This is a genomic window from Nesterenkonia sp. F (assembly GCF_000220985.1).
Taxonomy (GTDB): Bacteria; Actinomycetota; Actinomycetes; order Actinomycetales; family Micrococcaceae; genus Nesterenkonia.
The window spans coordinates 1-24427 of sequence record NZ_AFRW01000029.1 but is presented as its reverse complement, the minus strand read 5'-3'; the positions used below and the strand labels follow the sequence as shown (position 1 = coordinate 24427).

20 protein-coding genes are annotated in these 24427 nt (G+C 71.3%); 12 read left to right on the top strand and 8 right to left on the bottom strand.

All coding sequences use genetic code 11. From position 1 onward, the window contains the following. Positions 1-318, bottom strand: a 318-nt coding sequence (locus GU5_RS0103145) for an MBL fold metallo-hydrolase (RefSeq protein WP_010524129.1), incomplete at its 3' end; no start/stop codon positions are given. 71 nt (positions 319-389) lie between these two features. Here GU5_RS0103145 and GU5_RS0103140 point away from each other — a divergent pair. After that, positions 390-1535 carry a glutathione S-transferase family protein gene (locus GU5_RS0103140; protein WP_010524128.1) on the top strand — a complete coding sequence of 382 codons (1146 nt, stop codon included), beginning with the start codon at positions 390-392 and terminating at the stop codon, positions 1533-1535. 206 nt (positions 1536-1741) lie between these two features. After that, positions 1742-2533 carry an SGNH/GDSL hydrolase family protein gene (locus tag GU5_RS13770; protein ID WP_010524127.1) on the top strand — a complete coding sequence of 264 codons (792 nt, stop codon included), beginning with the start codon at positions 1742-1744 and terminating at the stop codon, positions 2531-2533. 545 nt (positions 2534-3078) lie between these two features. On the opposite strand, the gene GU5_RS0103130 is transcribed toward GU5_RS13770, so the two are convergent. Together GU5_RS0103130 and GU5_RS0103125 are read right to left on the bottom strand one after the other, a co-directional pair. Beyond that, positions 3079-4554 carry a peptide MFS transporter gene (locus GU5_RS0103130; RefSeq protein ID WP_083830287.1) on the bottom strand — a complete coding sequence of 492 codons (1476 nt, stop codon included), beginning with the start codon at positions 4552-4554 and terminating at the stop codon, positions 3079-3081. Between the two features lie 222 nt (positions 4555-4776). Further along, on the bottom strand, positions 4777-6030 hold the full coding sequence (locus GU5_RS0103125) for an aspartate aminotransferase family protein (protein ID WP_010524125.1): 1254 nt from the start codon (positions 6028-6030) through the stop codon (positions 4777-4779). Between the two features lie 181 nt (positions 6031-6211). Here GU5_RS0103125 and GU5_RS0103120 point away from each other — a divergent pair, with 181 nt between their 5' ends. The 6 genes from GU5_RS0103120 to GU5_RS0103095 all read left to right on the top strand — a co-directional run bounded on the left by GU5_RS0103120 (position 6212) and on the right by GU5_RS0103095 (position 13262). Further along, complete coding sequence (locus GU5_RS0103120; protein ID WP_010524124.1) at positions 6212-7690, top strand: NAD-dependent succinate-semialdehyde dehydrogenase; 1479 nt, start codon at positions 6212-6214, stop codon at positions 7688-7690. A gap of 4 nt (positions 7691-7694) precedes the next feature. After that, entirely contained in the window at positions 7695-8531 is an 837-nt protein-coding gene (locus GU5_RS0103115; RefSeq protein ID WP_010524123.1) for a copper homeostasis protein CutC, read from the top strand. A gap of 352 nt (positions 8532-8883) precedes the next feature. Continuing rightward, positions 8884-10758, top strand: a complete 1875-nt coding sequence (gene dnaK / locus GU5_RS0103110) for a molecular chaperone DnaK (protein WP_010524121.1) — start codon at positions 8884-8886, stop codon at positions 10756-10758. Between the two features lie 13 nt (positions 10759-10771). Further along, positions 10772-11551 carry a nucleotide exchange factor GrpE gene (locus GU5_RS0103105; protein ID WP_010524120.1) on the top strand — a complete coding sequence of 260 codons (780 nt, stop codon included), beginning with the start codon at positions 10772-10774 and terminating at the stop codon, positions 11549-11551. 212 nt (positions 11552-11763) lie between these two features. Beyond that, complete coding sequence (locus GU5_RS0103100) at positions 11764-12753, top strand: DnaJ C-terminal domain-containing protein (protein ID WP_010524119.1); 990 nt, start codon at positions 11764-11766, stop codon at positions 12751-12753. A 74-nt stretch (positions 12754-12827) separates the two neighbouring features. Further along, positions 12828-13262, top strand: a complete 435-nt coding sequence (locus GU5_RS0103095; RefSeq protein WP_010524118.1) for a heat shock protein transcriptional repressor HspR — start codon at positions 12828-12830, stop codon at positions 13260-13262. A gap of 134 nt (positions 13263-13396) precedes the next feature. Here GU5_RS0103095 and GU5_RS0103090 read toward each other — a convergent pair whose 3' ends face one another. Together GU5_RS0103090 and trmB are read right to left on the bottom strand one after the other, a co-directional pair. Continuing rightward, positions 13397-15577 carry a BCCT family transporter gene (locus GU5_RS0103090; protein WP_010524117.1) on the bottom strand — a complete coding sequence of 727 codons (2181 nt, stop codon included), beginning with the start codon at positions 15575-15577 and terminating at the stop codon, positions 13397-13399. Between the two features lie 246 nt (positions 15578-15823). Continuing rightward, positions 15824-16672 (bottom strand): tRNA (guanosine(46)-N7)-methyltransferase TrmB, encoded by an 849-nt coding sequence (gene trmB / locus GU5_RS0103085; protein ID WP_010524116.1) that lies wholly within the window; start codon positions 16670-16672, stop codon positions 15824-15826. Positions 16673-16953: 281 nt separating this feature from the next. On the opposite strand from trmB, the gene GU5_RS0103080 reads away from it, so the two are divergent. The 4 genes from GU5_RS0103080 (at position 16954) to GU5_RS17500 (ending at position 20497) form a co-directional block, all read left to right on the top strand. Beyond that, entirely contained in the window at positions 16954-17883 is a 930-nt protein-coding gene (locus GU5_RS0103080; RefSeq protein ID WP_029513967.1) for a TetR/AcrR family transcriptional regulator, read from the top strand. 207 nt (positions 17884-18090) lie between these two features. Beyond that, complete coding sequence (locus GU5_RS0103075; RefSeq protein ID WP_010524114.1) at positions 18091-18999, top strand: 3-keto-5-aminohexanoate cleavage protein; 909 nt, start codon at positions 18091-18093, stop codon at positions 18997-18999. Positions 19000-19001: 2 nt separating this feature from the next. Then, positions 19002-20039, top strand: coding sequence for a 3-hydroxyacyl-CoA dehydrogenase NAD-binding domain-containing protein (locus GU5_RS0103070; RefSeq protein WP_010524113.1), 1038 nt, complete (start codon positions 19002-19004; stop codon positions 20037-20039). After that, the gene (locus tag GU5_RS17500; protein WP_010524112.1) at positions 20036-20497 is read left to right on the top strand and encodes a thioesterase family protein; all 462 of its coding nucleotides are present in this window, start codon (positions 20036-20038) and stop codon (positions 20495-20497) included. Before GU5_RS0103070 ends, GU5_RS17500 begins: the two co-directional genes overlap by 4 nt. 110 nt (positions 20498-20607) lie before the next feature. On the opposite strand, the gene GU5_RS13765 is transcribed toward GU5_RS17500, so the two are convergent. The 3 genes from GU5_RS13765 to GU5_RS0103050 all read right to left on the bottom strand — a co-directional run. Continuing rightward, positions 20608-22638, bottom strand: coding sequence for a penicillin-binding transpeptidase domain-containing protein (locus tag GU5_RS13765; protein ID WP_010524111.1), 2031 nt, complete (start codon positions 22636-22638; stop codon positions 20608-20610). 122 nt (positions 22639-22760) lie between these two features. After that, complete coding sequence (locus GU5_RS0103055; RefSeq protein ID WP_010524110.1) at positions 22761-23951, bottom strand: uroporphyrinogen-III synthase; 1191 nt, start codon at positions 23949-23951, stop codon at positions 22761-22763. 8 nt (positions 23952-23959) lie between these two features. After that, a partial coding sequence (locus GU5_RS0103050; RefSeq protein ID WP_010524109.1) for a uroporphyrinogen-III C-methyltransferase occupies positions 23960-24427 on the bottom strand: 468 nt, incomplete at its 5' end.

The window sequence follows — 24427 nt, the reverse complement described above, 5'->3', positions numbered from 1 at the left end:
GCCGGGGCCGCCGGGGCCGTCGTCGCGGGCCGCCAGGCACCAGCTCGGGTCGGCGCCGCGCACCGGGGCGTCGAAGCTCCGGGCGAACTCCGTCGCGGCGCCGGTGTGGTCGCCGTGCCGGTGGGTCACCAGGATCGTGGAGACCCGTCGCTCGGCGACGGCCTCGGCGACCGCCGCGCGGTGCTCCGGATGGTCCGCGGGCCCGGGGTCGACGATCACGACCTGATGCGCCCCGCCGATCACATAGGTGATGGTCCCCTGGAGCGTCATCGGGGAGGGGTTGTCGCAGCGGATGCGGTCGATGCGCGGGGCGGTCATGGCTCCAGGGTAGTGACGCGACGAGTCCGGCGTCACTGACGCCGTCGACGGTGCTCCTCTAGGCTGAGGCCATGGCACAGGACGCTGAGCAGGACCCGCAGAGTACCGTCGGGACGGAGCACTCCACCGCCGGGGCGTACGTCACCGGCGAGGAGTTCACCCGTGACACCACCTACATCGAGGACCGAGTCGTCGCCGACGTCGACGCGGCGACCGCCGCGCCCCGGGAGGAGGGCTCGACGATCGGCGACCCGCGGGTCGCCGGCCTGACCGAGGGCGCGCGGGCCTGGCCGGTGGAGCCGGGCCGCTACCGGCTGGTGGCCGCCCGCGCCTGCCCCTGGGCGCACCGCTCGATCATCGTCCGCCGGCTGCTGGGCCTGGAGGACGTCATCTCGCTGGCCACCCCCGGGCCGGTGCATGACGTGCGCTCCTGGACCTTCGACCTCACCGAGGACGGCCGGGACCCGGTGCTGGGCACCGAACGGCTGCAGGAGAACTACTTCGCCCGCTTCCCCGACTACCCGCGAGGGATCACCGTGCCGGCGCTGGTCGACATCCCCTCCGGAGGCGTGGTGACGAACAACTATCCGCAGCTGACCTTCGACCTCTCCACGCAGTGGCGGGCGCATCACCGCGACGGTGCCCCGAACCTGATCCCGGAGGAGCAGATCGAGGAGATGCTGCCGGTCATCAAGCGCATCTTCACCGAGGTCAACAACGGGGTCTACCGCTGCGGCTTCGCCGGCTCCCAGCGCGCCTACGAGGAGGCCTACGACCGACTCTTCACCGCGCTGGACTGGCTGGAGGACCGGCTGGCCGACCGCCGGTATCTGATGGGCGATGCGATCACCGAGGCTGATGTGCGGCTGTTCACCACGCTGGTGCGCTTCGACGCCGTCTACCACGGGCACTTCAAGGGCAATCGGAACAAGCTCACCGAGATGCCGAATCTCTGGGCCTATGCCCGGGACCTCTTCCAGACCCCGGGCTTCGGCGACACGGTGGACTTCGACCAGATCAAGCGGCACTACTACGTCGTCCACGAGGACGTGAATCCCACCCAGATCGTGCCCAAGGGCCCTGAACTGGCCGGCTGGCTCACCGCCCACGGGCGCGAGGCGCTGGGCGGATCGCCCTTCGGCTCCGGCACCGCCCCGGGTCCGGTGGCGCCGGAGGAGCGCCCTCCCGGGGCGAACCCGCTCTTCGGGCAGGGCTGAATTCCCCTCCCTCCGGCATCGAGTGGGCGATGTGTCGAGGTCTCGACGCGTATCCGCCGGGAAAACCTCGACACATCGCCCACTCGATGGAGAGAGGCCGGGCGACGACGGTGGAGCGACGGCGGTGCCGCCGGTCAGTGGTGGCCCGTCGCGGCCCCGCGATAGTGTGAAGAGGTACGAAGCAGTCGTCGTCCCCAGGAGCGCCCATGTCCGCAGCAGATGAACTCGACGGACCGTTCGAGAAGCGCTTCGTCGCGCTCGGCGACTCCTTCACCGAGGGCGTCGGGGACATCGATCCCTCGAGCCCCAACGCCGTGCGCGGCTGGGCCGACCGGGTCGCCGCCCAGCTCATCGCCGAGGACCCCCGCTGGGGCTACGCGAACCTCGCCATCCGCGGGAAGAAGCTGCCCCAGGTCCTGGACGAGCAGATCGACGCCGCCGTCGCGATGGAGCCGACGCTGGTCACCCTCTATGCCGGCGGCAACGACATCCTGCGCCCGGTGGTGAACATCGACGGCCTCATGGCCCGCTATCGTCATGCCGTCCAGCAACTGGTCGACACCGGCGCGCAGGTCGTGCTCTTCACCGGTTTCGACTCGGCGCGGGCGCCGGTGTTCAACCTGACTCGCGGGCGCACCGCGATCTACAACGAACACGTCCGCAAGATCGCCGACGACCTGGGATGCACGCTGGTGGACTTCTGGCACATGAAGAGGTTCCAGGACTGGCGCTACTGGGACGTCGACCGCATGCACCTGGGCATCTCCGGCCATACCGCCATGGCCAAGGAGGTCCTGGCGGTGCTCGGCGCGAAGGACGACATCACCGCCCCGGAGATCGAGGATCTGCCGCCGCAGAACCTCATCGAGCGCACCGCCGGCAACGTCGCCTGGACCCGCGAGCACGTGCTGCCCTGGATGAAGCGGCGCCTGACCGGCACCTCCTCCGGAGACGACCTCAGCCCGAAGTACCCCAAGCTCACCTCGCGCATCTGGTGACCCCGGTCGGCCTCCTCACGGGCCGACCTCCGACGTTCCCTCCGCGCATACGACGACGGCGCCGCCCCGATCCTCGGCAGATCGGGACGGCGCCGTCGTCGTGTGTGCGGCATTGAGCCGGGCGGGTGGCTCAGCCCGGACAGGCAACAACTACATCGGGAAGCCGAGGAAGCCTCCGCAGAGGCCGTCACTGATGTACGTGCGAGCAAGCGAACATCCGATCGTGGCCCCAACGCTGCCATCCTGCCAGCGCGGGACGCTGCTGAGGCCTGCTTCCGCGGGCTCTGCCCCGGCCGTGAGCCCTCCTGCCGTGAGTGCTACGGCAGCCAGTGCAGTACCTAGTGTGAGGCGAAGTGAGCGGTGCTTAGACATTCTCAACTCCTTTGGCGTCGTCGCGTATGCATCTTCATGGGCGTGGATCGCTGGAAGAGATGCCTGACCCAAGTGAACTTAGTAATAGTTTTAGGTCTGGTCAATCATTACTGGGTTGCGTCAGGAGCTGTCTGTGATCGCACCTGCGTGGCGTCTCCGTGAGACGCGTGTGGTCACTTCACACCGGCCATGAGCTTCTTCAGGCTCGGCGTCGCCGCGGCCAGGGCCAGTCCCAGGACCACGCAGGTGCCGCCGAGGGAGAGGAAATACGGGATCTCGTTGCCCTCGGTGTAGAAGGCCGCGAGGATGCCCGACAGTGTGGTGCCGAGCGAGATTGCCAGGTAGAACAGCGCCAGCATCTGGGTCGTGAACGCCACCGGGGCGAGCTTGGTCGCCACGGACAGGCCGATCGGGCTCAGGAAGAGCTCCGCCCAGGTGACCAGCAGCAGGATGCCCACCAGCGCCGGCAGCGGGGTCTTCTCGAAGGACTCCAGCGGGATGAAGACCAGATAGGCGAATCCGATGATCACCAGCGCGGTGCCGAACTTCAGCGGGGTCGAGGGCTGTCGGTCGCCCATCTTCGTCCAGATCGTGGCGAAGATCGCCGCGAAGATGATGATGAAGGCGGGGTTGATCGACTGCACCCAGCCGGCCGGCATCTCCCAGCCGAGGATGTTGCGGTCCAGCCGCTCCTCGGAGTAGACCGCGATGAAGGTGAACTGTTGCTGGAAGAGAGCGAAGAACGCGGCGGCCGCGATGAACAGCGGGATGAAGGCCTTCACCCGGCTGCGTTCGGTCGCGTCGACCTTCTTCGAGCGCAGCAGCACCACGAAGTAGGAGACCGAGGCGACGACCACGACGCCGACGATGACGTTGGCCAGGTTGCCCGGGGTGACGATCCCGGTGGTGAAGAGCGCGATGATGACGGCGAGGCTGACCAGGGCGATCAGCCCGTAGCGCAGGCGCAGCTGACTCGGCAGCGGGTTGACCACGTGGTGGGTCTCCTCCGGCAGGTCCTTGCGGCCGACGGCGTAGATCGCCAGACCGAGGACCATGCCGATCGCCGCTAGGCCGAAGCCGAAGTGGAAGCCGTAGGAGACGCGCAGCGCCTCAGTCAGCAGAGGGCCGATCAGCGCGCCGATGTTCACGCCCATGTAGAAGATGGAGAACCCGGCGTCGCGGCGCGGGTCCTGGCGGGTGTAGAGCGAGCCCACCAGTGAGCCGGCGGCGGCCTTCACGCCGCCCGAGCCGACGGCGACGCAGATCAGCCCCACGGCCAGTCCTGCGGCGCCCGGCAGCACCGCCAGGGCGATATGGCCGATCATCACCAGCACGGCGGAGTAGAACAGCGTGCGCTCCGCGCCGATCAGCCGGTCGGCGATCCAGGCGGTGATGATGGCGGAGAGGTAGACGCCGCCGCCGTAGGCGCCGACGAGGGGCAGAGCGATGCTCTGGTCGATTCCCAGGCCGCCGTCGGCGACCGAGAAGTACATGTAGTACGCGAGGATGGCCTGCATCCCGTAGAAGGAGAAGCGTTCCCACAGTTCGACCGAGAACAGGTTGAACAGCATCCGGGGGTGGCCGAAGAACGTCTTCCCCTCACCTGTGGCCGCAGGATGGTGCGGCTCCTGAGCATGAGTGGTGGTCATTTTCACCATGGAACCGCAGAATGTCCCTCCGGCGCGAATCGGAGGGTGATCCGGGTCGCTCCTGAACAGCCGCGGAGCCGGGCAGGTCGCCGCCTCGCCGACCGACGGTGCCGGTCAGCGGGGCGGCGGAACGCAGGATGCGGAGAATGTGATGTATAGCACTCGACGCGGGTGCAGTCGGACGGTCCGGTGCGGGGGTGCCGTCCGGCGCGGCGTCCGGGATCAGCCGACGACGGCGTCCACCGCCTCGCGCCAGATGCCCAGCGCCTCGTCGACGGCGTCGTCGTCGACCACCAGCGCCGGGATGAAGCGCACCACCTGACCCCAGGGGCCGCAGGTGAGAAGCAGCAGCCCGCGCCGGGCGGCTTCCTGCTGGACCGCGGCGGCCGTGGCGCCGTCGGGCTCGCCGTCGGCGTCGCGGAACTGGTTGCCCTGCATCAGGCCCAGGCCGCGCACGTCGGATATGGCCGCCGTCTCCGCGGCGACGGTCTCCAGGCCCTCGCGCAGCCGCGCGCCGCGGGCGGCCGCATTGACCACCAGGCCCTCCTCCTCGATGACGTCCAGCGTCGCCAGCGCGGCCGCGCAGGCCACGGCGTTGGCTCCGTAGGTCCCTCCCTGCGAGCCGGGCCAGGCCTTGGCCATGATCTCCGAGGTCGCCGCGATCCCGGACAGCGGGAAGCCCGAGGCCAGCCCCTTGGCGGTCATCATGATGTCGGCCTCGACGCCGAAGTGGTCCTTGCCCCAGAACGCGCCCGTGCGGCCCCAGCCGGTCTGCACCTCGTCGAGGATCAGCAGGATCCCATGCCGGTCGGCCCGCTCGCGCAGTCCCTGCAGGAAGCGGGTGTTCGCGGGCATGTAGCCGCCCTCGCCGAGCACCGGCTCGACGATCATCGCCGCCGTGTCGTCCGGGGACGTGACGGTGGCGAAGAGCCGGTCGAGCTCCTTCAGGGCGAAGTCCGTCGTCGCCTCCTGCTCCCAGCCGTAGTGCTCCGCGTCGGGGAAGGGGGCGACGACGACGCCGCCCATCAGCGGGCTGAATCCCGAGCGGATCTTGGTGCCGGAGGTGGTCAGCGAGGCCGCGCCCATGGAGCGGCCGTGGAATCCGCCGTGGAAGGCGATGATGTTCGGCTTCCCGGTGGCCTGCCGCGCCAGGCGTATCGCGGCCTCGGCGGCCTCCGAGCCGGAGTTGGAGAAGAACAGCGAGTCCAGGTGCTCCGGCAGCACCTCGCCGAGGCGCTCGGTCAGCTGCTGCAGCGGCCGGTGCATGATCGTGGTGTACTGGCCGTGGATGAGCCGGCCGACCTGCTCCTGAGCGGCGGCGACGACCTTCGGATGGCAGTGGCCGGTGCTGGTCACGCCGATCCCGGCGGTGAAGTCGAGCCAGCGGCCGCCGGCGTCGTCGAAGAGGTGCACGCCCTCGCCGCGCTCGGCCACGACGGGGGTCGCCTGCTTCAGGTGGGGGGAGAGGGTCGCCATCGGGAACTCCTTCGCGGATCGGGTGGCGGCCGGTCGCACCGGCCGTCGGGCCCAGGGAGCGGGCCCGCGGGGTTCGTCGCCCCGGCGGGGCGCGAGTCCATCGAGGATTGTTGACAATCTTCGCACTGGCTAGAGTACTTGCTGAGACCGTTGATGTCAGGATGCTCACAGGAGGCAGTCGATGACCGAGACCATCACCCCCGTCCGCGAGGCCGACGTCGTCGCGCAGGCGCCGCAGCAGCTGTTCATCGGCGGCCGCTGGGTCGACGCGCGCGGCGGTCGCACGCTCGACGTCGTCGACCCTTCCACCGGGAAGACGCTGTGCGCCGTGGCCGACGCGAGCGTCGACGACGGCTGGGATGCGCTGAACGCCGCCGACGCCGCCCAGGCGGACTTCGCCGCGATGTCCCCGCGCGAGCGGGCCGACATCCTGCGGCGCGCCTTCGAGCTGATGCACGAGCGGGTCGAGGACCTGGCGCTGCTGATGACCCTGGAGATGGGCAAGCCGCTGGCCGAGTCGCGCGGCGAGGTCGCCTACGCCGCCGAGTTCTTCCGGCACTTCTCCGAGGAGGCCGTGCGCATCGACGGCGGCTATCAGGTCGCCCCCAAGGGCGGAGCGCGCTTCCTGGTCACCAAGCAGCCCGTCGGCGTCTCGCTCTTCGTCACTCCGTGGAACTTCCCGCTGGCGATGGGCACCCGCAAGCTCGGTCCGGCGCTGGCCGCCGGCTGCGCCTCGGTGCTCAAGCCCGCCGGCCAGACGCCGCTGTCGATGCTGGCGCTGGCCGAGATCCTGCGCGAGGCCGGAGTGCCCGACGGAGTGGTCAACATCCTGGTCACCTCCGACTCCTCGGGAGTGATGGAGCCGTTGATCCGCTCCGGCGTCGCCCGCAAGCTCTCCTTCACCGGCTCCACCGGCGTCGGGCGCAAGCTGCTGGAGCAGTGTGCCCAGCACGTCATGCGCACCTCCATGGAGCTCGGCGGCAACGCGGCCTTCGTGGTCTTCGACGACGCCGACCTGGACAAGGCCGTCGAGGGCGCGATGCTGGCCAAGATGCGCAACTCCGGCGAGGCCTGCACTGCGGCGAACCGGATCTTCGTCCACCGCGACGTGATCGAGGAGTTCGGACGGCGGCTGACCGAGCGGATGGCGGCGCTGCGCGTCGGCCGCGGCGTCGAGGACGGCGTCGACGTCGGCCCGATGATCGACGCGTCGCAGCGCGACAAGGTCGCCGAGCTGGTCTCCGACGCGGTGGACTCCGGCGCCCGCGTGCTCGCCGGCGGCGAGGCCCCCGGCGGCGAGGGCTACTTCTACCTGCCCACGGTGCTCACCGACGTGCCGGACTCCGCGCGGATGCGCGACGAGGAGATCTTCGGCCCGGTCGCCCCGCTGACCCCCTTCGACACCGAGGAGGAGGTCATCGCCGCGGTCAACTCCACCGAGTACGGGCTGGTGAACTACGTCTACACCGAAGGGCTGACCCGCGGACTGCGCATCGGCGAGGCGCTGGAGTCCGGCATGGTCGGGCTCAACCAGGGCGTGGTCTCCAACCCCGCGGCGCCCTTCGGCGGCGTGAAGGAGTCCGGCCTGGGCCGCGAGGGCGGCTCCGAGGGGATCGACGAGTTCCTCGAGACCAAGTACCTCGGCATCGGGATGGCCTGAGCCGATGGCGACGACGACGCCCGGGGCGGCCGAGCCCGACCCCGGGCGCGGACCCGGGGCGGCACGGCCGCGGCTGGAGATCGCCGCCCAGGACGTCGACGGCGCGACGGCGGCGGTGCGGCACGGCGCCGAGCGGCTGGAGGTCTGCCAGGCGCTCGCCGTCGGCGGCCTGACGCCGTCGCTCGGGCTGGTCGAGCATGCCGCGGCGCTCGGCGTGCCGGTGCGCCCGCTGATCCGCCCGCGCGCCGGCGGCTTCCGGGTCTCTCCCGATGAGCTCCGGGCGATGCGCCGTGACGTCGCGGCGCTGGCCGACGCCGGCGCCGAGGCGTTCGTCGTCGGGGCGCTGGTCGAGCGGCCGGCGAGCGAGCCGTCGGAGGGCGAGCCTACGGAGGACGAGCTCGGCCTCGACGTGCCGGCGCTGACGGCGCTGGCGGATGCCGCCGCCGGCCGTCCGGTGATCGTCCACCGCTGCGCGGATGTGCTGCTCGGCGCCGGAGTCGCGCCCGAGGAGCTGGTCGAGCAGCTGATCGCCGCCGGCGCGGCCGGCGTGCTGACCTCCGGCGGTGCGGCCGACGCGCTCGCCGGCTCCGCGACGCTGGCTCGGCTGGTGCGCGCCGCCGCGGGCCGGCTGGAGATCATCGCCGGCGGGGGAGTGCGGCCCGAGGCCCTCGCGACGCTGGTCGACGCCGGCGTCGACGCGGTCCACCTCTCGGCCTCCGGGCCGCAGTCCGCCGGCCCCTCGGGCCCGGGAGGCGGCGAGGAGTCCTTCACCACGACGGATCCGCAGCGGGTGAGCGCCGCCCGAGCGGCGCTCGAGACGGCACCGTCGTCCGTGGACTGACCGGGCGCCAGTGACGACTACCCCCGTCCCCTCGGCGGATCGGCGTGCTGCCGGAGCATCGGCGTCCCAGTTCTGGACACATCTCAGCCCGTCGGAGCGGGTGAGCGCGTGCAGATGCGTCCAGAATAGGGACGCCGTCGCCGATCGGCCGGCTGCACCGCCGTCAGATGGGGCCACTCGATGCGGGCGCGGGGCGCCCGGGAATGATTCGAAGGACTGCTGAGTTGGACCTCATGTGAGAAGTTGAGTCGACTCGACTCAAGTCAGTTTGACGCCGGAGACCATGCGGTGGAGACTTGAGTCTGGTTCGCTCAATCAGAAGCACCAGCAGTCCATCGAAGGGAGACCCCTCATGTCCCGTGCAGTCGGCATCGACCTCGGAACCACCAACTCCGTCGTCTCCGTCCTCGAAGGCGGCGAGCCCACCGTGATCGCCAACTCCGAGGGCGCCCGCACCACCCCGTCCGTCGTCGCGTTCAACAAGGACGACGAGGTCCTGGTCGGCGAGATCGCCCGCCGCCAGGCCGTGAACAACCCGGACCGCACGATCTCCTCCGTCAAGCGCCACATGGGCACCGACTGGAAGACCACGATCGGCGAGAAGGAGTACACCCCGCAGGAGATCAGCGCGCGCACGCTGATGAAGCTGAAGCACGACGCCGAGTCCTACCTGGGCGAGGACGTCGCCGAGGCCGTCATCACCGTGCCGGCCTACTTCAACGACGCCGAGCGCCAGGCCACCAAGGAGGCCGGCGAGATCGCGGGTCTGAAGGTCTCCCGCATCGTCAACGAGCCCACCGCCGCGGCGCTGGCCTACGGTCTGGACAAGGGCAACGAGGACGAGCAGATCCTGGTCTTCGACCTGGGCGGCGGCACCTTCGACGTCTCGCTGCTCGAGGTCGGCAAGGACGAGGACGACTTCTCCACCATCCAGGTCCGCGCCACCGCCGGCGACAATCGCCTCGGCGGCGACGACTGGGACCAGCGGATCATCGACTGGCTGGTCGAGCAGGTCAAGAACAAGGAGGGCGTGGACCTCTCCAAGGACAAGATCGCGGTGCCGCGTCTGAAGGACGCCGCCGAGCAGGCCAAGAAGGAGCTGTCCTCGGCGACGTCGACCGACATCAACCTGCAGTACGCGGCGATGACCGAGAACGGCCCGGTGCACGTCAACGAGACGCTGTCCCGCGCGAAGTTCCAGGACATGACCTCCGACCTGCTGGAGCGGACCAAGAAGCCGTTCCAGGACGTCATCAAGGAGGCCGGCGCGAAGATCTCCGACATCGACCACGTCATCCTCGTCGGCGGCTCCACCCGCATGCCCGCCGTCGCGGACCTGGTCAAGGAGCTCTCCGGCAAGGACGCCAACAAGGGCGTGAACCCGGACGAGGTCGTCGCCGTCGGCGCCGCCCTGCAGGCCGGCGTGCTGGCCGGTGAGCGCAAGGACGTGCTGCTCATCGACGTCACCCCGCTGTCGCTCGGCATCGAGACCAAGGGCGGTGTGATGACCAAGCTCATCGAGCGCAACACCGCCATCCCGACCAAGCGGTCCGAGACCTTCTCCACCGCCGAGGACAACCAGCCTTCGGTGGCCGTGCAGGTCTTCCAGGGCGAGCGCGAGTTCACCAAGGACAACAAGCCGCTGGGCACCTTCGAGCTCACCGGCATCGCCCCGGCGCCGCGCGGCGTGCCGCAGATCGAGGTCACCTTCGACATCGACGCCAACGGCATCGTCCACGTCTCGGCCACCGACAAGGGCACCGGCACGGAGCAGTCGATGACCATCACCGGCGGCACCTCGCTGGCCCAGGAGGACATCGACCGGATGGTCTCCGACGCCGAGGCCCACGCGGAGGAGGACAAGAAGCGCCGCGAGGCCGCCGAGCAGCGCAACGCCGCCGAGGCCACCGCCTACTCGGTCGACAAGCTCATCAAGGACAACGACGAGAAGCTGCCGACCGAGGTCAAGGACGAGGTCCAGGCCGACGTCGACGCGCTGAAGAAGGTCCTCGACGAGAACGGCTCCGACGAGGACGTCCAGGCCGCCTACGAGAAGCTGCAGGCCTCCCAGACCAAGCTGGGCGAGGCGCTGTACTCCCAGGGCGGCGCCGAGGGCGCCGACGGTGCTCCGGCCTCCGAGGCCTCGAACGACGACGAGGACATCGTCGACGCCGAGGTCGTGGACGAGGACTCCTCCGACGAGAACACGGCCGACGAGAAGAAGTGAGAGGTCGACGCTGATGGCAGATCAGAGCCAGAACCCCGACGGGATCGAGCCGGAAGGCGACGGTTCTGAGCAGCCGGAGCCGATCCGCTTCACCGACCGGCGGCGGGTCGACCCGGAGACCGGCGAGCGGCGCGACGTCGGAGAGGAGCCCGACGCCGGCGCCGAGCCGGACGCCGAGTCCCCCGCGGAGGCCGCGGCCGAGCAGGACGCGGTGAAGGATCCGCTGAGCCAGGCCGAGGAGGTCCTCCGCGAGGCGCCGGCCGATTCGGCGGACACGGCCGAGGCCGCCGAGGGCGAGGTCGCCGTCGACGGCGAGGTCGTCTCCGAGGACGAGGCGGCCGAGGCCTCCGAGGAGGTCCCGGCCACGGCCTCGGAGCGTGAGGCCGAGCTGCAGGCCGACCTGCAGCGGGTCCAGGCCGAGTACGCCAACTACCGGCGTCGGATGGATCGGGACCGGGCGACGGACCGCGACCGGAACGTCGGCGAGGTCATCGCGGCGCTGCTGCCGGTGCTCGACGACATCGCCGCGGCCCGTCAGGCCGGCGACCTCGAGGACGGCCCGTTCGCGGCCATCGCCTCGAAGCTGGAGAGCACGCTGACCCAGCAGGGGCTCGAGGTCATCGACGAGGTCGGCGTCCCGTTCGACCCGACCGTCCACGAGGCTCTCATGCAGCAGCCGCACGAGAGCATCGAGGCCGACCACGTGGCCGCCGTGCTGCGGGCCGGCTATCGTCACGGCGACCGCGTCCTGCGCGCCGCCCAGGTGATGGTCTCCACCGGCCCGGCGGAATGACGCCGATCCCGGCCGGTCGGGCCTGAACCGACCGGTCGCGGGGCGGCCCGGGCGCACACCGCCCGGGCCTCCCCGCGGCCGCTGCCGGCACGTCGGCGACCGTCCTCCCTTCCGGAGGGGCCGCCGACGGGCCGGTCGCATACAGCACACGCTGTCCACCACAGACTTTTCATCGCATCGCAGGATTCCGCAGCAGTGGGGAGGGAGGCGCCGTGGCCTCGCAGGACTGGATCGACAAGGACTTCTACGCCATCCTCGGCGTCTCGAAGGACGCCTCGGACGAGGAGATCAAGAAGGCGTACCGCAAGCTCGCGCGCAAGTACCATCCGGACACCAACCCGGGGGACGAGGAGTCCGAGCGGAAGTTCAAGGACGTCGCCGAGGCCCACACCGTGCTCACCGACCCGGAACAGCGTCAGCAGTACGACGCGATCCGCGCGATGGGATCCGGCGCCCGCTTCTCCGGCGCACCGGGCGGAGGCGCCGGCGGCGCGTCCGGCGGCGCCGGCTTCGAGGACCTCTTCGGCGGGCTCTTCAACGAAGGCGGCTTCGGCGGCGGACAGCCCCGCGGCGGCCGCGGCGGTCCGGACTTCGCCGACCTCTTCGGCGGCATGGGCGGTTCGCCGTTCGGCGGCGGCTTCGGCGGCGGAGCGCCGGCCAAGGGTGCCGACCGCACCGCGAAGACGACCATCTCCTTCGGGGGTGCAGTGCGCGGGACCACCGTCGGACTGCGTGAGCCCGACGGGAACGTCATCGACGTGCGCATCCCCGCCGGCGTGAAGGAGGGCCAGAAGGTCCGGGTCAAGGGCAAGGGCCAGCAGAGTCCCGGCGGCGCCGGCGACCTGCTGGTCGAGGTCTCCATCAGCCCGCACCGGCTCTATGAGCGCGACGGCGACGACATCCGCATGCATCTGCCGGTGTCCTTCGACGAGGCCGCCCTCGGGGCGACCGTCGAGGTGCCCACCGTGCACGGCGAACAGGTCCGCATCAAGGTCCCCGCCGGCACCACCACCGGCAAGGTGCTGCGGCTGAAGGGCCACGGAATCCGCCGGAAGTCCTCCAGCGGCGACATGCTCGTCACCGTCGATGTGCAGGTGCCCGCCGAGCTGCCCGAGGAGGCGCTCGAGGCGGTCCGCCGTTATGCGGAGGCCACCGCCGACATCGACCCGCGCGACGGGCTGGAGTCGAAGGCGGCGGTCTGATGGTCCAGCGCCCACGGGATCGTCGGAAGTCCGCCGCGGCCGCCTCCCCGGGTGCCGGGGGCGAGGACCCCCGCATGCAGCGCGCCGAACACCGGCACGCGCCGCTCTTCGTGATCTCGGTGGCCGCCGAGCTGGCCGAGATGCATCCGCAGACGCTGCGTCAGTACGACCGCATCGGCCTGGTCATCCCACGGCGCCAGGGCGGCCGGCACCGTCGCTACTCGCCCTACGACGTCGAGCAGCTCCGGCAGATCCAGCAGCTCTCCCAGGAGGGCGTCTCGTTGGAGGGCATCCGGCGGATCATCGAGCTGCAGAATCGCGTCGAGGAGCTGGAGACCACCGTCGACGAGCTCCGCTACGAGCTGCGTGAGGCCGAGCGGCATTCGAACCGCCCGCGGGTCTTCGCCGTCGGGCCGCACGGCGACGTCGTCACCGTCGCCCACGGCCGCCGGCCCCAGCCGCGCACCCAGGCCATGGTGCTCTGGGACCCGCCGCGGCGTCGTCGCTGACGCGCCGCGCAGGTTCTCCGGAGAGACACGTCGGACAGACACGTCGAGCGGGGGATCCCTCGCGGTCCGAGCCCGGTTCCCGGGCATCGGCACCACGAGGGATCCCCCGCTCGACGTGTCTCAGCCGATCTCGGTCAGCGCGGAGCGGGCTCGGATCCCGGCTGGGACTCCCGCCCGGACTCCGGTCCCTCCGGACCGTCCGCAGCCTGCGCGGGGTCCTGGATCGTGCCGTCCTCGGACACCACCGGCACCGGCGCGGTGGCCAGCGACGTCGCCGGGCTGTAGTTCTCGACGTCGCCGTGCCACTCGTCGTCGTCCTCCGGGGTCCAGCCGTCCTCCCACTCGCCGGTGGTGAAGTCGTAGCCGACCGGCTCGTCGTTCTCGTCGGTGCGCTGATACCACTCGGTGTACATCGCATCCTCCGAGTCGACGTCCGATCCGGCGCCGAAGCCCGGTGCGGTGGGCACCACCTGCAGGGTGAAGTCGTCGCCGTAGCGGTCCACGCCGTCGATCACCGCGTCGCGCAGCGCCTTCTCGCCGTACTTGGTGCGCAGCGCCCGCGGGTCGGTGCCGAGCTCGCGGAACCAGGCGACCATGATGAGCAGCATGATGATCGCGAAGGGCACTGCGGTGACGATCACCAGCGACTGCAGGCCCTGCAGAGCGGTGGCGTCGCCGAGCAGCAGCATGACCACCGCGATGCCGGTCATCACCAGGCCCCAGAAGACCACGACCCAGGCGCGCGGCTTCTGGTCGCCGCGGGTGGTGAGCATGCCCATGACCACCGAGGCGGAGTCGGTGGAGGTGATGAAGAAGATCGCGAGCACCACGATGATCAGCAGCGGCAGCCAGTCCAGCGCCGGCAGGTTCTCCACGATGGTGAAGAACACCGTCGGCGCGGCCATGTCGTCGCTGAAGCCCTCCATGCCCTCGCGGTACATCCAGATCGAGGTGCCGCCCATGATCCCGTAGGCGATGAAGATCAGCGTCGACGGGATCAGGATGGTGCCCAGGATGAACTGGCGGATGCTGCGGCCGCGCGAGATGCGGGCGATGAAGATGCCCACGAACGGCGACCAGGAGATCCACCAGGCCCAGTAGTACACCGTCTGCGCCGACTGGTAGTCCAGGGTCTCCTGTCCCCAGGAGGCCGACCGGCCCATCATCTCGAACATCGAGTTGAAGTACTCCATGATCGAGGCCGGCAGCAGGTTCAGCAGGAACAGCGACGGGCCCAGGATGAAGACCAGGCCGACCAGGGCGACGGTCAGCACGATGTTGATGCTGGAGAGGTAGCGGATGCCGCGCGAGACGCCGGAGACCGCCGAGAGCACGAAGCCGATGGTCAGCACGCAGATGACGACCACCAGCGCGGTGTTGGTCAGTTCGTCGACGCCTGTGATGATCGTGACGCCCTGGCCGATCTGCATCGCGGCGATGCCGAGGGCGGCCGCGGTGCCGAAGAGCGTGGCGATGATCGCGAAGATGTCGACCAGCTGGCCGGCGAAGCCCTCGGACTGCCGCCGGCCGAAGAGGCTGCGGAAGATCGAGGACATCAGCAGCACGCGGCCGCGGCGGTAGGCCGCATAGGCCACCGCGCCGCCGACCAGGGCGTACATCGCCCAGGCGTGGAAGCCCCAGTGGTAGAAGACCTGCGCCATGCCGCGGTGCAGCGCCTCCGGGGTCTCCGGCGCCGCGGTGAGCGGAGCCGGGTGCTGGTAGTGGTCCATCGGCTCGAAGGGGCCGAAGAACAGCACTGCGATGCCGAGACCGGCGGCGAAGAGCATCGCGACCCAGGCGAAGGTCGAGTATTCGGCCTCCTCGCCGTCCTTGCCGAGCGGGATCCGTCCGTACCGGCTGAAGGCGACGATGAGCAGGAAGACCAGCACTGCGATCGCGACGACGTTGAACAGCCAGCCCAGGTTCTCCATGGTCCAGGTGAAGGCCGCGCCGGAGACCGTGGAGACGCTCGCGGGGCTCACGATGCCCCAGATGACGAAGGCCACGGTGAGCGCGCCGGCGATGAGGAACACCACCTTGTCCACGCGGTAGCGGCGGCGCTGCTCGTCGATGGCGAGTCCCGGCACGAGGGCCGGGTGGATGTCATGCGGGTAGTCGCCCCGGGAGTAGGGGCTGATGCGGCCCAGGGCCTGTCCGGCGCGACGCGTGGCCTCGGTGGCGCGGCGGGAGCGGGAGCGATCCTCCCGACCCCGTTCCGGACTCTGTGCGGCATCGTGCGCGGGATCCTGCGCGGGATCCTGCGCAGGATCCCGTCCGCCCTCGGGGCGGGTGTTCGGCGGCTGACGATCAGCCATGGGTTCTCACACCTCGTTCGTCTCGTCGTCGATCATGCGGTCAGTGCGCGCCGGCCGCACGCATCCCGGCGGGACGCGGGTGCGCCGGCGGGGTGCGGGGCACGCACGGCGAGGCACGTCGCGCATGCAGGCAGCGGCGTCGACGACGACGCCGAGCCTCCCGCGTCGCATCCGGCGGGGCCGGAGGCGGGGGAGCGCGGCGTCGCGACGGCGCGCGACCTTCAGGCGCGCGGCGGGAGGTGGACGTCAGGAGATGTGACGGACCGCGGTGAGGTCGAAGATGCGCCGGCCGGCCTCGAGCGCCTTGGACTCGAAGTCGGTCTGCACCCGTCCGGAGAAGCGCGGAGCCCAGCCGCCGACCAGGTCTATCGCCTCGTCGCCGTCCAGCGGCTCCTCCTTCTCCAGACCCAGGCGCCGCACCTGCGTCAGCGGCGACTCCTCGCCGGCCAGCCGTCCCTCGTGCGGGTTGACGAAGGAGGGGGAGTCGGCGACGACGTCGCGCATCTGCGCCGCATAGCCGGACCAGTCGGTGGCCATCCGCCAGACGCCGCCGTCGGGCAGGACCCGGGCGACGGCCTCGGCGAAGGCCGGCTGCACCAGACGCCGCTTGGTGTGCTTCTTCTTGTGCCAGGGGTCCGGGAAGAAGATCCACACCTCGGAGGCCGATCCGGCCTCGAGCAGCTTGTCCAGCACCTCGGTCGCGTCCAGGCAGGCCACCCGGACGTTCGTCAGCCCCTCGCGCCGCAGCCGGCTGACCAGCTGGGCGACGCCGGGCCGATAGACCTCGACGGCCAGGAAGTCGGTCTCCGGCTGCTCGGCGGCCGCGTGGGCCACCGCCTCGCCGGAGCCGGAGCCGATCTCGACAATCATCGGCGCCGACCGGCCGAACTCGCGGTCCCAGTCGACGGTGATCCCCTCGGCGACGGTGGTGTCCCGCTCGCCGTGGGGCAGGTCCAGCAGCTCGTGGCCCAGTGCGGCGTCCCAGGCGCGCTGGCGCCGCGGGGAGAGCCGATTGCTCCGCCGCACGAAGGACAGCGGGCGACGACGGTGCGTCCCCGCGGTCTGCGGTGCGGAGGTCTGCGACTGGTCGGGCACGAGCTGGATTCTCCTCTGGCGCGGCGCCGCGGGGTGCGCGGAGCCGCAGTCGGTGCGGTGTCTGTGCAGTGATCGAGCCGGCGGGCCGCCGTCGATCGGTGACGACGGCCCATCCTATCGGACGCGCCCCGTGCGTCATGTGCCTCGTATGCCGCATGGAGCACGTCCTCCACGTCCACGGAACCCGGTGGCCGGGCCCCGCCGTCGCCGATCGTATCGCAAGTTCTGATCAAAAGTCAGTTTCTTGCGATTTCTCGTCGATCATCAGTAAGCTGGCGGCCATGTCCAGCACGACGAGCAGCCTCGCCGTGGCCCGCAGGGTCCGCGAGGCCATCCGGGCCGCCGGGCGCTCCCAGCGTCAGGTCGCGGTCGAGACGGGGATCGACGAGACCAAGCTGTCGAAGTCGCTCTCCGGTCAGCGCCGGTTCGCCGAGCAGGAGCTCGTCGACCTCGCGCGCTGCACCGGCGTCGCCGTCGCCCGCCTGCTCGGCGAGGAGGGGGACGACACCTCGGTGTCGGTCACCCCGCCGCAGCTGGACACCCCCGGCGCGACGCCGGCCTCGCCGGACCAGGCGCGCCGGCATCGGGAGATCGTCGAGGCCGCCTGGCGCCTCTTCGCCGCGAAGGGCTTCGACGCCGTGCGGATCAGTGACGTCGCCGCGGCCGCCGGCGTCTCCAGCGCCGCGGTCCATTACTACTTCCCGGGCAAGCCCGCGCTCTTCGCCGCGACGCTGATGCACATGGTCACGATGGCCTATGAGCGGCAGATCGCCCGGCTGACCGCCGTCGACGACCCGGTGGAGCGGCTCTGGCAGCTGCTCGACATGCAGTCCCCGCACGGCGAGGCCGGCCGTCTGGAGTGGTCGATCTGGCTGCAGTCCTGGAACCGCGTGGCCCTGGCCGAGGGCACCGACGAGGAGTACCTGGAGATCTACCGGCGCTGGTCGGAGACCGTTCGCGCCGCCATCGCCGACGGTCAGGAGCACGGTGCCATCCACTCCGGCTCCAGCGAGTCCATGGCCCAGGAGCTCACCGCGCTGGTCGACGGCCTGGGAATCCAGGTCCTCACCGGCGTCCTCGACGAGGACACCATGGCCCGGCGCATCGTCGAGTACGTCCAGCGCCGGTTGCTGGTCCCCGGCGCCGAGCTGACGATCGAGCGGCCCGTGCCGTCCTCGGAGGGCTCGCCGCCCGACCGCGCGACCGCCTGACGCCAGGCGCCCTCCGACACTCCGACGCGTCGCGCGTCGGCCCCTCCCCGCTGCCCGTGCACCGGACCCTCCGCGGTCCGGCCATGCGCCCTGGCCTCGGCACGACCGCATCGGCGGCACCGCATCGACGGCGCCGACGGCACGCGGCGCGGCGGCAGTCCGCACTGAACCCATCGACAGCACCACTGACAGCACAGGAGCACGCCCATGCCACGGAACGTCATCCTCACCTGCGCCCTGACCGGCGCCGGAGACACCGCCGGCCGGAACGAGAACGTCCCGGTCACCCCCGAGGAGATCGCCGCCGACGCGATCGCCGCCGCCCGCGCCGGCGCCTCGATCGTCCACATCCACGTCCGGGACCCGCAGACCACGCTGGGCTCCCGCGCGGTCGCCCACTACCGCGAAGCGGTGCGGCTGGTCCGCGAGTCCGACGTCGATCCGGTCATCAACCTCACCGCCGGGATGGGCGGCGACCTCGTCGTCGACCCGCATCAGCCGACCCGCCAGCTGCCCGGCACCGACCTGGTGTCCGGCATCGACCGACTGCCCCATGTCGAGGAGCTGCGTCCGGAGATCTGCACCATCGACTGCGGCACGCTGAACTTCGGCGAGGGCAGCGACGTGTACGTCTCGACCCCGGACATGCTCCGCGAGGGTGCGGCGGCCATCCAGCGGATGGGCGTCACCCCGGAGATGGAGATCTTCGACACCGGCAACCTCTGGTTCGCCAATGTGCTGGTGCAGGAGGGCCTGATCGACCCGCCGCCGCTGTACCAGCTGTGCATGGGCATCCCCTACGGCGCCCCGGCCGACCCGCGGCTGCTGCAGACCATGGTGGACATGCTCCCCGAGGGTGCGGAGTTCACCTCCTTCTCGCTGGGTCGGAATCAGCTGCCCTGGGTGGCCCGCTCGGTGCTCGCCGGCGGCCACGCCCGGGTCGGGCTGGAGGACAACCTGTACCTCTCCAAGGGCGTGAAGGCGACCAACGCCGCGCTCACCGAGCGGGCGGCGTCGATCGTCGAGGGCCTGGGCCACCAGGTCGCCACCCCCGACGAGGCCCGCGACATCCTCGACCTGACCGTCCAGACGCCGGCCACGACGAAGGGAGCCTGACGATGACAGAGAGCACCCCGAGCACCCCGACCGCGCCCTCGCTCGACCTGTCGGCGCTCGAGGACGTCACCACCGTCGCCTGCGTCGGCGCCGGCACCATCGGCGGCGGCTGGGCGGCCTACTTCCTGGCCCGCGGCTTCACCGTGAAGGTCTGGGACCCCGCCCCCGATGCCGCCGAGCGGCTCGGCCGGCTCGTCGACGCCGCCTGGCCGGCGCTGCGTCAGCTGGACATGGTCGACGGCGCCGCCGAGGACGCCTGGACCGTGCATGCCGACCTCGCCGAGGCCGTCGACGGCGCGGGCTTCGTCCAGGAGTCCGCCCCGGAGGACCTGGCCATGAAGCGCCGGCTGCTCGCCGACGTCGACGCCGTCACCCCGCCCGACGTCGTCGTCGGCTCGTCGACCTCCGGCTTCGGGATGACCGAGATGGCCGCCGAGGTCGACCACCCCGAGCGCTTCGTCGTCGGCCACCCGTTCAACCCGCCGTACCTGATCCCGCTGGTGGAGGTCGTCGGCGGCGAGTCCACCGCCGCCGAGGCCGTCGACTGGGCCGCGGCGTTCTACACCCGGCTGGGCAAGTCGGTGATCCGGATGGACCAGGAGGTCCCCGGGTTCATCGCCAACCGGCTGCAGGAGGCGCTGTGGCGGGAGGCGCTGCACATGGTCGATCACGGCGAGGCCACCGTCGAGCAGATCGACCGCTCGATCACCGAGGGACCGGGGCTGCGCTGGCCGATGCAGGGACCGATGCTCACCTTCCACCTCGCCGGCGGCGAGGGCGGCATGGCGCATATGCTCGACCACTTCGGGCCCTCGCTGAAGTCGCCGTGGACGCGGCTGGACGCTCCGGAGCTCACGCCCCAGCTGCGCGACGCCGTCGTGGCCGGCAGCGATCAGGCGGCCGACGGCCGCGGGGTCGCGGAGCTGATCGCCGAGCGCGACGCCGGCATCATCGCGATCCGGAAGCTCTCGGCAGAGGCTCGGGCGCCGGCGGACGCGGACGACGGCGCGGCGGCGCCGACCCCGGACGCCGGACCGTGAGCGCGGCGGAGCCGACGGCGGCCGGACTGCCGCCGCATGAGGCCGTCGTCGCCGAGGAATGGGTCGACTACAACGGCCACATGTCCGAGGCGTTCTACGTGCTGGTCTTCGGCCACGCCACCGACCAGGTGCTCGAGCAGATCGGGCTGGGCCCGCAGGAGCGGGAGCGCACCGGCTGCTCGGTGTACACCGTCGAGGCCCATGTCCGGTATCTGCAGGAGGTCGGACTCGGCGCGCCGCTGCAGGTGCGCACCCGGGTGGTCGGCCGCGGACCGAAGACGCTGCACCTGGCCCACGAGATGCGCTCGGGGGAGGAGCTGGTCGCCACCGAGGAGATCCTCGGACTGCACGTCGACCAGCAGGCCGGGGCGACGACGCCGTTCGGCGCCGCCGTCGCCGAGCGGACCGCGGCGCTGGCGGAGGCACCGCCGTCCTGGTGCGGCCGCCGCATCGGCTGACGGCGCCGCCCCACCCCTCAGGATGACTCCGTGGAACGTGTGGGAATGTCGCGTCTTTCCCGCAGTCTCCACGGAGTCATCCCGGGGAGCGCCGTCGCCGGGGAGGGGGATCATTCGAGGATGTCGGGAGCCTCGGTGAGGAAGTCGTGGAGCAGCGGGCCGTTGGTCGAGGAGCCGTACTCGCCCTCCTCGACGAAGATCGCCACCGCCAGATCGTCCTGGACGGCCACCACCCAGGTGTGGGCGTACATGTCCTCGCCCGATCCGGCCTGCGCGGTGCCCGTCTTCGCGTAGACCGGCGAGCCCGGGATCTCCTCCATCGTCTTCAGAGTGCCGTAGTCGACGGTGTCGGAGAGCAGCGTGCGCAGGTCCTCGGCCTCCTGGGAGGTCAGTCCGGACTCCCCGGACTCCCCGGACTCCCCGGACTCCTCCGAGCCCTCCTCCGAACTCTCCTCGGCGGCCTGCTGGTCCTCCGGATCCACCAGCCACGGGTGGACGGTCTCGCCGGCGGCCACCGAGGAGGCCACGGTGGCCATGCCCAGCGCCGAGGCCTCGACCACGCCCTGGCCGAAGAGGTTCGCCCCGAGCTCGTTGAGCTCGGAGTCGTCGGGCACCGAACCGAAGTCAGCCGGCATCCCGATGTCCTGGATCTCGTCGCTCAGCCCCAGGTCGGCGGCGGCCTGCTGGAGCTCGGAGGCGGTGGTGTCGTCCCAGCGGTCCACGAAGACGGTGTTGCAGGAGGTCGCCACCGCCTCCTGGAAGGTCACGTCGCCCAGATACTCCGGCGAGAAGCCCTCATGGTTGTTGAAGACCTGGCCGTGCACCGTGGTGCTCGTCGGGCACTGCACGGTCGAGTCGGGCTCCAGCCCGTCGCGCAGCATCGTCAGCGAGGAGATGATCTTGAAGCTGGAGCCGGGCGCATAGGTCGCCTGCGTCGCCGTCGGCACCCAGCTGCTCTCCGGCGTGTGGCTGGCCGCGGCGAGGATCTCGCCCGAGGACGGCTTGATCGCCACGAGTGCGGAGGCCGAGTCCTGCTCGGCGATGGTGTCCTGGGCCAGGCGCTGCAGCCGCGGCTCCAGGGAGGTGTCGACGTCGTCGCCGGTGCGCGGCTCCACAGTGTGCTGGGTCTGGCCTCCCACGTGGATGCGCAGTCCGCCGCCGCCGCGCAGCACGTCGTCGTAGGCCGCCTGCATGCCGGACTGGCCGATGGTGTCGCCGACCTGCAGCGTCTCGTCCTCCTCGAGGTCCTCGGCGGTCACATCCCCGACGCGCCCCAGCAGCAGCGGCGCGAAGTCCGACGACTCGGCCAGCGACATGGTGTCCTCGCGCCCGACCCCGCCGGGGACCGACTCCAGCTCCGCGGCGGTCACCCGGTCCGAGTCCGCGCGCAGCGGGATCGCCTCGACGAAGGCCTCGTCGCCGTAGCCGACCACCTTGTCGGCGTAGCTCTCGGCGTCGATGTCGACCAGCTCGGCCAGCTGCCGCGCCGCCGCACGCTGCCGCTTCTCCGAGGCGGGGGAGCCGTCCTCGGTCAGCCGCGTCTTGTCGAGGCCGACGCGGATGATGTCCCGGTCGCGCACCATCGCCTTGCCGTTCCGGTCCATGATGCGACCCCGGTCGCCGGAGACGGTGGAGATGCCCACCGCCTCGACGCCGTCGTAGTCGGCGAGGATGTCCTCGACGTCGGCCTCCAGCCGCCATTCCTCGGCGTCGCGGGAGTAGGTGAACTCCGCCTCGGTGTCGTACTCCCAGGTCTCGTCCGTCGCCCCCAGCTCGGCGAGGTCCCAGACGTGGTGCAGCGGGACCGTCGCCGTCGGCGCCCGCGGGGAGTCCTCCTCCGGAACGTCCAGGGCGATCTCGCCGACGGTGATCTCCGGGTCGATCTCGCCGAAGGGCTCGTGGAGGTTCGCCACGGCGGCCTCGAGGTCGCCGGCGGCCGCTCCGGCGACGGGAACCTCGGAGAAGTCGCCGGTGGTCAGCGCCTCGGCCAGCGTCTCGGCCGGGGCCTGGGGCGCGTCGGGGGAGTCGTCGCATCCGGTGAGCAGCGCGAGCGTGCCGACGGTCAGCACGCCGACGCCGAGTCGAACCGGCCGCCGGACTTCGCGCCGGGCGCGACGGTCGGGTGAGGAGACGGTGATCATGGCTCCAGTATGCCGCCCAGCCCCCGGCGCGTGCCGACGACGACGAGTGCGCGCGGCCTGCCGCCCCTGACGTCGGGTCGCGCAATCCGGTCCGGCCGAGGCGCCGCCGTCGCCCACGCGGTTCAGACCGCCAGGCGGTAGCCGCGCTTGACCACTGTCGAGATGACGTCGGAGACGGGCAGCGCCTTGCGCAGCCGCGAGACCCACATCTCCAGGGCGTGCTCGGAGTCGCACTGGCCCAGCACGGTCAGCAGATGGGAGCGGGAGAGCACGGCGCCCTCGGCCTTGACCAGGGCCCGCATCAGCGCCAGAGGTCCCGGTGCCAGACGCACCGGCTCGGCGCTGACCTGGGGGAAGCGCACCTCTACGCCGCGCAGCTCCACCGGCCCGTGCCGGGTGGTCGCCCGCAGCGTCTGGTGCTGCTCCAGGTGGTCGCCGACCAGCCGGATCAGCGCCCCCTGCCGCCAGCGCGACGGGATGATCGGCCGGACCCCGGAGTCCAGCAGCGGGGCGGCGGTCACGTCGCCGACGGCCGCGCAGGTGACGTCCGAGCGGAAGGCCTCCAGCATCGCCTCGGCCCTGCCGTACTGGTGGGCCACCTCGAGGAAGGCGTCCACCGCCGGAGCCGCGGTGAAGGTGACCATGTCCAGCTGTCGGTCGATCACCGCGTCGATCATCCGCAGCAGTTCGGAGTCCTCGGCCGGCTTCATCCAGGCGTAGGGCATCACCGTGATGGCTCGGGCGCCGGCGGCCTCGATCCGCGCGATCTGCTCGTGGTCGGTGCGGCCGTGCAGCTGGAAGGCCACGGTCTTCCCGGCCAGATCACGCTCCAGGAGCATGTCGATGACGGTGGCGGTGCGCTCGTCCTCGGCGGCGCCGTCGTCGTCGAGCCCGGCGGCCCGCACCGCACCGCGGGCCTTGGGTCCGCGGACCAGGATGGAGGAGCCGTCCAGCACCTCGTGCAGCCGGGTGCCGAGCCCGTAGGTGTCGGCGGCCTCGGACCAGCGGCGCATGCCGTAGGCGGTGGTGATGATCGTGTAGTCCGGCGCGGCGTCGACGACCAGGTGGGTGTCACGCTGCAGCGTCACCGACTCGGTCAGCGGAGCGATGCGCAGCGCCGGGGCATGCATGACCTCCGCGCCGCGGCGCTCGAACGCCGAGATCAGGTCCTCGCTGCGCCGGTCGGAGGTCACTCCGATGCGGAAGCCGGTCAGCGACTGCGGCAGCCCGCCGCCGGGCGGGGCGGGGGAGGACGCGCTCGTGCCGGCCGACGTCGGGCCGGTGGGGGCGGCGGTCGAGGGATGCTGCTCCATGGGGGCCATCATCCCACCACCGCCGTCGCCAGTGCGCGGACGCGTCGCATGCCGGGGCCCTCGATCGCGGCCTCGCCGGTGCCGGGCTCGTCGGCGGCCAGGGCGACGACGTCGCCGATCACCACCACCGCCGGGGCGCGCACGCCGCGCCGGGCGGTCGTCGCCAGCACGTCGCAGAGCGGAGCGATCGAGGTGCGCTGAGCCTCGCCGAAGCCCTGCTCGATGACCGCCACCGGCGTCGTCGGCGCCATCCCGCGGCGCTGCAGTCCGGAGACCGTGTGGCCCAGGGTGCCCACGCCCATCAGCACCACCACGGTCCCGCCCAGACCGACCAGCCCGGCCAGCTCCTCCTCGGAGAGCGGGTCGTGGCCGGAGATGACGGTGACGGCCTTGGAGACCTCGCGCGCGGTGACGGGGATGCCGGCCGCGGCCGGGACCGCGATCGCCGAGGAGATCCCCGGGACCACGGTGACCGG